This window comes from Nitratireductor aquibiodomus NL21 = JCM 21793 (assembly GCF_000615975.1).
Lineage (GTDB): Bacteria > Pseudomonadota > Alphaproteobacteria > Rhizobiales > Rhizobiaceae > Nitratireductor > Nitratireductor aquibiodomus.
Window position 1 is genome coordinate 1 of sequence record NZ_BAMP01000132.1, and the last position, 9,132, is coordinate 9,132.

8 protein-coding genes are annotated in these 9,132 nt (G+C 62.1%); 7 read left to right on the plus strand and 1 reads right to left on the minus strand.

Annotated features, from left to right (window positions below):
- The 6 genes from JCM21793_RS31085 to JCM21793_RS30730 form a co-directional block, all read left to right on the plus strand.
- A partial coding sequence (locus JCM21793_RS31085) for an aminotransferase class III-fold pyridoxal phosphate-dependent enzyme (protein ID WP_280113547.1) occupies positions 1-849 on the plus strand: 849 nt, incomplete at its 5' end.
- Entirely contained in the window at positions 747-1,334 is a 588-nt protein-coding gene (locus JCM21793_RS31090) for an aminotransferase class III-fold pyridoxal phosphate-dependent enzyme (RefSeq protein ID WP_280113548.1), read from the plus strand. The genes JCM21793_RS31085 and JCM21793_RS31090, both read left to right, overlap by 103 nt.
- Positions 1,292-3,346 (plus strand): condensation domain-containing protein, encoded by a 2,055-nt coding sequence (locus tag JCM21793_RS30720; RefSeq protein WP_025031710.1) that lies wholly within the window; start codon positions 1,292-1,294, stop codon positions 3,344-3,346. Before JCM21793_RS31090 ends, JCM21793_RS30720 begins: the two co-directional genes overlap by 43 nt.
- Positions 3,298-4,656, plus strand: a complete 1,359-nt coding sequence (locus JCM21793_RS30725; protein ID WP_244439952.1) for a non-ribosomal peptide synthetase — start codon at positions 3,298-3,300, stop codon at positions 4,654-4,656. Before JCM21793_RS30720 ends, JCM21793_RS30725 begins: the two co-directional genes overlap by 49 nt.
- Positions 4,653-6,896: a condensation domain-containing protein gene (locus JCM21793_RS27690; RefSeq protein WP_244439954.1), complete on the plus strand. Its 2,244-nt coding sequence runs from the start codon at positions 4,653-4,655 to the stop codon at positions 6,894-6,896. The genes JCM21793_RS30725 and JCM21793_RS27690 overlap by 4 nt, the downstream gene beginning before the upstream one ends.
- Positions 6,812-7,435 carry a thioesterase domain-containing protein gene (locus JCM21793_RS30730; RefSeq protein ID WP_244439956.1) on the plus strand — a complete coding sequence of 208 codons (624 nt, stop codon included), beginning with the start codon at positions 6,812-6,814 and terminating at the stop codon, positions 7,433-7,435. Before JCM21793_RS27690 ends, JCM21793_RS30730 begins: the two co-directional genes overlap by 85 nt.
- Here the strand turns inward: JCM21793_RS30730 and JCM21793_RS30735 are convergent.
- On the minus strand, positions 7,353-7,850 hold the full coding sequence (locus JCM21793_RS30735; RefSeq protein WP_244439957.1) for a hypothetical protein: 498 nt from the start codon (positions 7,848-7,850) through the stop codon (positions 7,353-7,355). The genes JCM21793_RS30730 and JCM21793_RS30735 overlap by 83 nt on opposite strands.
- A gap of 44 nt (positions 7,851-7,894) precedes the next feature.
- Here JCM21793_RS30735 and JCM21793_RS27695 point away from each other — a divergent pair, with 44 nt between their 5' ends.
- A complete protein-coding gene (locus tag JCM21793_RS27695) occupies positions 7,895-9,037 on the plus strand; it encodes a glucosamine inositolphosphorylceramide transferase family protein (protein ID WP_244439959.1) in 1,143 nt (380 codons plus the stop codon).
- Positions 9,038-9,132: the final 95 nt, after the last annotated feature.

The window sequence follows — 9,132 nt, forward strand, 5'->3', positions numbered from 1 at the left end:
AGCGGTGACGAGAGTGAGATCGGCGGCGGCCGCATCCGCGTGTACAAGCCCGGCGCGCAGGCCGGCGAAAAGGCGCTCACGGAGGAAAAACGCGCCTTCATCAACGATCTGGTTGCCCGCTATTGCGAGAAGAACGCGCGGTCCAAAGCGTTCACGCAGGAACACCGGCCGCATCTGGCCGATCCGCGCGCGGCCTCCGGCTTTCGCGCCGACTGGAAGGAACTGGTCTTTCCGATAGTCTCCGACCGCTCGAAGGGATCGCGCATCTGGGACATTGACGGCAATGAATATATCGATCTCGTGAACGGCATGGGGCAAACTGCCTTCGGCCACGCCCCCGATTTCGTGGTCGAGGCGATCCGCGCCCAGACCGACAGAGGCTTTGCCATTGGCCCGCAGACACCGCTCGCCGGCGAGGTGGCGGACCTGATTAGCGAACTGACCGGGCACAGCCGCGTCACCTTCTGCAACACGGGATCGGAAGCCGTGATGGCCGCCATGCGGGTTGCCCGCACCGTGACGGGCCGCGACCGCATCGTCGTTTTCGGCAACGACTATCACGGCCAGTTCGACGAGGTTCTGGTCAAGGGCCGCAGCCGTGCGGGGCAGCATCGTACCCTGCCCATTGCCGCCGGCATTCCCGCAGATTCCCTGTCGAACATCACGGTTCTGCCTATGGCGCGCCCGAGAGCCTCGACTGGATCCGCGCCAATGCGGACGAGCTTGCGGCTGTCATCATCGAGCCGGTGCAGAGCCGCCATCCGGAGCTGCAGCCGGTCGAATTCGTGCGTGCGCTGCGCGCGCTCGCAACGGAACGCGATTTCGCACTGGTGTTCGACGAGGTGGTGACGGGCTTCCGCGTCGACCCCGGCGGCATGCAGGCCGTGTGGGGCATACGCGGCGACCTTGCCACCTATGGCAAGGTGCTGGGCGGCGGAATGCCGATCGGCGTTCTGGCCGGTGACAGCCGGTATATGGATGCGCTCGATGGCGGTCACTGGAATTATGGCGATGACAGCGTGCCAATGGTCGCGCCGACTTTCTTTGCAGGCACATTCGTGCGCCATCCTGTCGTGCTGGCGGCGACACGCGCCGTGCTCGAGCACATCAAGGGTGAAGGCCGCGCACTCTACGACCGGGTGGCCACCCGCACGGAAACGCTCGTCACGGAGCTGAACGGTCAGCTTTCGGATCGCGGGATTGCGACACAGATCCATGGTTACAAGAGCTGGTTCGTGACAGATTTCGGCAATGCGACCCGCTCGGCGCGCTGTTTTATCCCTATGCGCGGATGCAGGGCCTGCATGTCCAGGACGGCTATCCCTGTTTCCTGACGACCGCGCATTCGGAAGAAGACTTTTCGCGCATTGCAACGGTCTTCGGCGAGACGCTCGACGCGCTTCAAGGTGCCGGCATTCTGACCGCCGATGACGGACGGGCCGAGCGACCCATCGCGAAGCCCGTGCAGGAGACGCCGCAACAGGCACCGTTGACCGAGGCGCAGAAGGAAATCTGGCTTGCAGCCCAGGCCGGTGACGAAGCCTCCTGCTCCTTCAACGAATCCTTCAATCTCACGCTCGATGGCGCGCTGGATGAAGCCGCATTCTGCAAGGCGTTTGATCTTATCGTTGCGCGACACAATGCGCTTCACATCCGTTTTGCGCGCAGCGGTGAGCATTTCGAGGTGACGCCCGACTTCCGCATCGACATGCCGTTGACGGAGGTTTCGGATAGCGAAGCGCTAGCAAAGATCGTCGAGCGCGAAGCGCGTACCCCGTTCGATCTCGTCAATGGTCCGCTGGCGCGCGGAGAACTCGTTCGGCTTTCAAACGACCGGCACGTGCTTGTCTTCACGGCCCATCACATCGTCTGCGACGGCTGGTCGGCGAATGTCCTGATCGATGAACTGGCAACGGCCTATAGCGCGCTTGCTCGGGGCGACACACCTGACCTGCCGTCGGCACTGGCTTTTTCCACCTATGCGCAGACGCGCGCGAGCCGGACGGAAGACAATCAAGAAACGGAGCGGTTCTGGCTCTCGCAATTCGAGACCGTGCCGGACCTGCCGGACATGCCGACAGACCGACCGCGCCCCGAACAGCGCAGCTTTGCCGGCGGCACCGTGACCGCGCATATCGACAGCGACGTCTACAGGCGGCTTAAAAAGGCCGGCGCGAAGAACGGTGCGACGCTGTTTTCCACCCTGCTCGCAGCCATGCAGGTGATGATCGCGCGGCTTTCGGGCAGCGACGACATCGTGATCGCCGTGCCTTCGGCAGGCCAGAGCCTGCTTGATGACGAAACGCTGGTCGGCCATTGCGTCAATCTTCTGCCCCTGCGGCAGACGCTTGATGAAGAACGGTCCTTCGCCGAGCATCTGAAGGACACGCAGCAGCTGGTTCTTCAGGCTTTCGAGCATCAGGACTTTACCTATGGAACGCTGGTGCGGAAGCTTGGCCTGAAGCGCGATCCGAGCCGCCTGCCCCTGACCGAAATCCAGTTCAACCTCGAGCGGACGGCGAAGGGAATGGATTTTGGCGGACTTTCCGCGGATGTCGTCCCCAATCCCAAGGCGTTTTCGAATTTCGACATGTTCGCCAACATGATCGAGAGCGAGGACGGCATCCGCATCGATGTCGACTACAATGGCGACGTGTTCGATCCCGAGACCATCGAACGCTGGCTCGGCCATTTCGCTACGCTTGTCGAAGCTCTTGCGAAGGATATGAGCACGCCCATCGAACGCCTGCCACTCATGACGCAGGACGAGATGGACTGGCTTGCCTATGAGCTCAACCAGACGCAGGCGGCCTATGACGACGAGCGCTTTGCCTTCGAGCTGTTTGGCGACCGCGCGGCAGAAACACCCGACGCCATTGCCGCCACTCATGGCAAGGAAAGCATCACCTATGGCGAACTCGATGCGCGAAGCTGGCAGATGGCACGGCTACTCCAGGAAAAGCTGCTCGTGCCCGGCTGCCGTGTCGCGGTGGCGCTCGACCGCTCCATAGACATGCTGGTGACGCTGCTGGCGATCATGAAGGCCGACCACATCTATGTGCCGCTCGACCCGGATCACCCCGAGGCACGCCTGCGGCAGACCATGGAGGCAGCCAAAATCTCCGCGGTGATCTGCAAGAGTGACAGGATTGCCGCCCTTGCCGGTGAAGACGTGCTGCCGATCATGCTCGATGAGGAGCGCGATGCGATTGCCGCCAGGGATGCGGCACCGCTCGAGGAGCGGGTTCATGGCACGCAGGCTGCGGCTACATCATCTTCACTTCAGGTTCGACCGGTGTGCCGAAGGGCGTGGAGGTTCCGCACAACGCACTCGTCAACTTCCTAACCTCCATGGCGAAGGAGCCCGGCTTTGTGGCAGACGACACACTGCTTGCCGTCACCACCATTTCCTTCGACATCGCAGCGCTGGAACTCTACCTGCCGCTGATCTGCGGTGGCCGCGTGGTGATCGCCGACAGGATCGAGGTGCAGGACGGATTCCGACTGGTCAAGCGTCTCGAGGACTGCGGCGCAACCGTTTTGCAGGCCACACCAACCCTCTGGCAGATGCTTGTCGAAGCGGGGCTGGGCGAGAGGAAATCGCTCAAGATGCTGTGTGGGGGCGAACCGCTGCCCGCAACGCTGGCGCAGAGCCTGTGTGCGCTGGGCGGCGAATTGTGGAACATGTACGGGCCGACCGAAACCACGATCTGGTCGTCGGTCGCGAGGATCGACGATCCGGATGCGCCGATTACCATCGGCCAGCCCATCGCCAACACGCAGCTCTACATTCTGGACGCGCGCAACCGGCTTGCACCCGTGGGCGTGACAGGTGAACTGAACATTGGCGGCGACGGGCTCGCCATCGGCTATTTCGACAATGCCGAGCAGACGCAGGCCGCATTTCGCAATGTGTCGATTGGCGGTGTCCCGCAGCGGGTCTACAAGACAGGCGATGTGGGACGGCGCCTGGCCGATGGCTCGCTCCAGCTTCTGGGGCGCCGCGACAACCAGATCAAGCTGCGCGGCTTCCGCATCGAGCTCGGCGACATCGAGGCGGTTGTCTCTAAGGCAGAAGGCGTGCGCCAGTGCGCCGTTGTCGCCCCCGTAAACCGCAATGGCGACCGGCAGCTCGTGTGTCACACCGTGCCGGACGATCCGGCGTACCCGCCAGACCCAAAGGCGCTCAGTGCCCATGCGAAGGCGCATCTCCCCGGCCACATGGTGCCCGCCTTCTGGCTCAATGCCGAAGCGCTGCCCCAGACGGCCAATGGCAAGCTCGACCGCAAGACGCTCGAAAAGCAGGGCATCCCGCGCCAGGAGGCGGCCATCATCCGCACCGCGCCGCGCACGCCCATGGAAGAGAAACTCTCGGCCATCTGGCGCGACGTGCTCAACATTCCCGAAATCGGGGTGGAGGAGAACATCTACGCGCTGGGGGCGGATTCGCTCAGCATCTTCCGCATCGCAGCCCGGATGATCGATGCCGGCCTGCCGCTGGAGGCGCGGCACCTCCTGCAACACCCCACGATCGGGGAGCTGGCGCTGATCGCCGATGAAGCGGACAGCCAGCCGGTGAACGGGATCAAGCCGCATGTCCCCTCGCTGAAAGATTTCCGGCATGGCGCGCGGCGCCGCATGGAGGCACACGGATGAGCGACATTGAACACCGCCTGATGGCCTCCGGTTCGGACGACATCATTGGAGAATTTCCCTGCACGCAGACGCAGATGCGTTGCTGGTTCCTGGATCGTCTGAATCCGGGAAACCCCGCGCTCAACGTCGCCGTGCGGTGGGAGATTCGCGGGAATTTCAGGACCGAGAGCATTGAGGAGGCTTTCCGGCAGATCATCAAGCGACACGAGATCCTGCGAACCCGTTTTGTGGAGACGGACGGGCAACCCATGCAGCAGGTGGTGCGCGGGGTCGAGTTTCGTATGCCGGTCATCGACCTGCGTCACGTGCCGGAAGACCAACGCGAGGCGCGCATCCAATCGATCAGCAAGGAGACTGCGGCAGCCCCGTTCGACCTCGGCCAGCCGGGGCTCTTCCGTGTCACGCTCCTGATGGTGGAGAACCGGCGCGGTTTCATACTCATCACCGCGCATCAGAGCTGTTTCGACGGCTGGTCGATCCGCGTTCTGGGGCGCGAAGTGGGAGAACTCGCAGCGGCGATCGACGCGAAACGCGCGCCGCACCTGCCGGAGCTGGCGCTGCAATATGGCGACTTCGCGCTGTGGCAGGACGAATACCGCAACAGCTATGGTTTCGAAGCGGAGAAGACCTACTGGCACGAACAGTTGCACGATGCGCCCTATTTCGAGATCAGGCCGGACCGGCCCCGTGGCCGCGTTAAAACCAACCGCGGGGAGATCCTTTCCGTCGCGCTGCCGCTAGAATTCGGCGAGCGGATCGAGGCGGCGGCGCGGGCGCATCACGTATCGCTGTTCAGCTATGGCGCGGCGGTCATCAGTGCTGCACTTCACCACTATTCGGGCGAACGCGAAGTGCTGTTCGGGACGCAGATCGCCGGGCGCGAGGATGTAGATCTGGAGAGCCTGATCGGCGTGTTCATCAACAATCTCGTTCTGCGTTTCGATATTGCCGACGAGTTGAGCTTCGCCGATCACCTCTCAAGGGTCAGCGCAACGGTGGGGGCGGCGCTCAACCACCAGAAAATGCCGTTCAACAATCTTGTCGAACTGATCAATCCTGCGCGCGATCCTTCCCGCAATCCACTTGTTTCGGTGAACTTCAACCAGCAAAAGGCCTTTCTGGAAGATACGCGCTATGGTGATTTCGAGCTGATCAGCGCCCCGTCGCAATCGCCGGGCGTGATCTATGATCTCAACTTCATCATGATCGGCCGGCCGACCGGCTGGCGCATGTCAGTGGAATACAACACCGATCTGTTCGACGAAGCGACCGCGCGGGAGCTGCTCGATCTGTGGCAGAAGGCCTATGCCTTCGCGCTTGACGATCCGCAGGCGCAGATTGGCGCGATGGCGGGGCCGGTTCGTGCCGGCACATTGCCGAAGGAAGCGCAGCCGAAACCGGCATCGCGGCTGGAAGCGCTGCTTCTCGCGCAACCGGATGTCGCCGATGTCGCGGTCCGGCGAGACGGCTCGGCCGGCCGGCCCCACGCCTTCGTGGTGCCGACTGCAGGGCTCATGGTGCCACTCGAAACCCTTCCTGCGCAACTGGACGCCTATCTGGCAGAACGGCTGCCAGAGGAAGAGTTACCCGCCGCAATCAGCGTTCTTCTTTCCCTGCCGAGACGGGCGGACGGCGCAGTGGAATTGCCAACCGCCTCACAAGACGTCGTAGAGGTCCCCGTAGAAAAGCCTGCGCCGCCGGCAGACAGACAGGCCGAGCTTGGCCAGATCTGGGCGCGGGTTCTCGACGTTCCGAAAGTCGGCCCCGACGACGATTTCTTTGCGCTGGGAGGCCATTCTCTACTGGCTCTCAGAATGTTTTCCGGCGTGCGCGAAACCTTCGGCATCCAGCCCGACCTCGCGCTCCTTTTCAGGGAACCGACGCTTTCGGGCTTTGCGACCGCGATCTTCGGCGCTGGGTTAAAGCAGACCGGGAAACAGGATGACGCCTCTTCGGTCGCAATCGAGTGGGAAACGACGAACTACCGGCAAGGCACCGGTGACTGCGCGGTCTATACGCTCAACCATCCGTTTCTCTATTACCGGATGGCAAAGTCGCTTCCCGGCCATGCTCGATCTTCAATCTCCACATGTTCAATGCGCGGATCGATGAAGAGGCAGAAGCCTTTTCGCTGGAGAAGATCGCTGGCGATGCAGTGGATGCCATGCAGCTTGGCGACACGGCCAAAACCGTCGCACTGGTGGGGCTTTGCGTCAACGGCATCCTGGCCGCCGAGATGACCCGCCAGCTGCGGGCCCGGGGGCATGATGTGAGCTTCGTTGCGCTGATCGACAGCTGGGCACCCGGTTATGTGCGTTCGCAGCCGGCCCTGACCCGCTGGCGCTGGAACACCGAGAAACGGGCAAAACGTCTCGTCTATTTCACCGGCAAGCTACTGCGCGGGCGCATGTCACTGATGACCTATCTGAAGGAGTTCAGCCTTACGCTCAAACTCATAGAACGCTTCGCTCCGGCCCGGGCCATGGATGCCGAGGAGGAGATCACCGAGGCGGTTACGCAGTACCTGGTGCGTGCCGCCCGGCGCTACACTCCGCGAGGGCTTTCCAGCGAAACCGTTCTCTTTTTCCGCAGCCAAGCCACACACCCTCGCGCAAAACGGCTTCAATTCGGATGGCGTGGTTTCGTGCCGGATGAATCGCCGGTTTTCGATCTCAGCGGCTGGCACGAGGATTCGCTCAGCGAAATGGGGATCGACAAGCTTTCATCCGTGCTGGGCGAGCGTCTTGAACTGGGAGGCTCCGCTGACCGCTGCTCCTGATAAGCAAGGCAAGCGAAGCCAGGCAATCCCTCCCCTGCGCATCGGCATAATGCGGCAGGCAGGCCTTCCATTCGAGAACTGGGAATTGCAGCTCATCGAAAGGCTGCTTGCGGACCGGCGTTTCCGGCTCGTCGCGTTTCTGAACGTTTCGAAACAGGCTGGAGAAAACCACGCCGACATGCTGACCAGAATAGTCGCACAGCTTGACGGCTCGCTTTTCGCCCGACAGTCCCGCTATGGCGCAAAACGGTTCGAGCGCGCTCGAAAAACCATACTGAACATCCCGCTTGATAATGCCGTGGAGGATGGCGACCGGCACAGGCTGCAACTCGATATGATCCTGCGTCACTGCGATGCAAAACTGCCCGAGCCCGTCCTTCGGGACCTTCCGCTCGGCGCCTGGTCGCTCAGTCATGTTTTCACGCAGTCGGGCTCGGCGAGTTGGGACGCATCGCCGATATGGCGGCCGGTGCTCCGACAAGCCAGCTCTCGCTCTTTCTGGAAACGGCACGGCACCCGGAAAGGCGCGTCATCGCGCAGGCCGAATTCAATGTGAAATTCAGTGCGGCGCGCAATGCCGCCTTCATCAAGGAAAAGTCGGTTCTGCTTTTAATGCGTGAACTCAGGCGCGTCGCGGGCACCGGCAAACTGCCAAAGCCGCTCAAAGCCCCCGATGCCGTCCAGGCGCTCAGGCCGCCCGGCGTTTTCAGGACAGGCCGCTATGCAGCGGCACTCACAAAAAACATCGCGCAACGCGTGCTCAAAAGCGTGCGCCGCGCCTCCCATCAGGAAACCGCCGTCTGGACCCTTTTCAGCGGGCGCGGTGCCATTGACGATTTCGATCCCAGAGAAGCCATCGAGATTCCGCCAACGGACACAGCGATCAAGGCCGACCCCTTCCTGTTTCATCACGAGGGGCGGACCTATCTGTTCTACGAGAACTATGGACTGGGCGATACCAAAGCGCACATCGCCGTGGGCGAGATCACCCGCAGCGGCTTTGAACCGATCGGCATAGCGCTGGGCGGGAGCGAACACCTCTCGTTTCCTTTCGTTTTCCGCGAGGGGGACGAGATTTTCCTCATGCCGGAGACGCATCAGAGGAAGCGCATCGAAATCTGGCGCGCGGTGAGTTTTCCGTTGATCTGGGAGCCCTATTCCCGGGCCTTTGAAGGATGGTCAACCGCCGACAGCACACTTTTCAAACATCGCGGCCAGTGGTGGCTTTTCACCAATCTTTCAGAACATCACGCATTCGAGGATCACTGCTCGGCGCTATACGCATTCCAGGTGGACGGGCCGGAACTGAAGCGGATCGTCCCCCATCGCACGAATCCAGTGGTGGTGGGCAGCGCCACGGCACGCAATGCCGGCCGCATCTTCTCGCGTCATCGCCGGCTCTACCGGCCCGCGCAGTACAATGCGCACGGCATTTATGGTTATGGCCTCAACATAATGGAAATCGAACATCTGGATATGGATGACTATCGGGAGACATGCGTGCGCCGCATCCTGCCCGATTTCAAACCGGGCCTGACCGGCTGCCATCATTTCGATGCTAGCGGCTCACGCTATATTCTGGATGCGCGGCTCAACGCCTGATGACGTTCGATCCGTGCTGCGGGCCGCCAGGCCCCGCGCCTCTCTCGCCGGGCCGGCTGAAGCGTGCCGCCGCGATAGTTCAGCGAAACGGCGTT

Coding starts and splice junctions, on each gene's coding strand:
- JCM21793_RS27690 (WP_244439954.1), top strand. CDS start 4,653: ATGAGCGACATTGAACACCGCCTGATGGCCTCCGGTTCGGACGACATC.
- JCM21793_RS30720 (WP_025031710.1), top strand. CDS start 1,292: ATGCAGGGCCTGCATGTCCAGGACGGCTATCCCTGTTTCCTGACGACC.
- JCM21793_RS30735 (WP_244439957.1), bottom strand. CDS start 7,850: ATGACTGAGCGACCAGGCGCCGAGCGGAAGGTCCCGAAGGACGGGCTC.
- JCM21793_RS27695 (WP_244439959.1), top strand. CDS start 7,895: ATGGCGGCCGGTGCTCCGACAAGCCAGCTCTCGCTCTTTCTGGAAACG.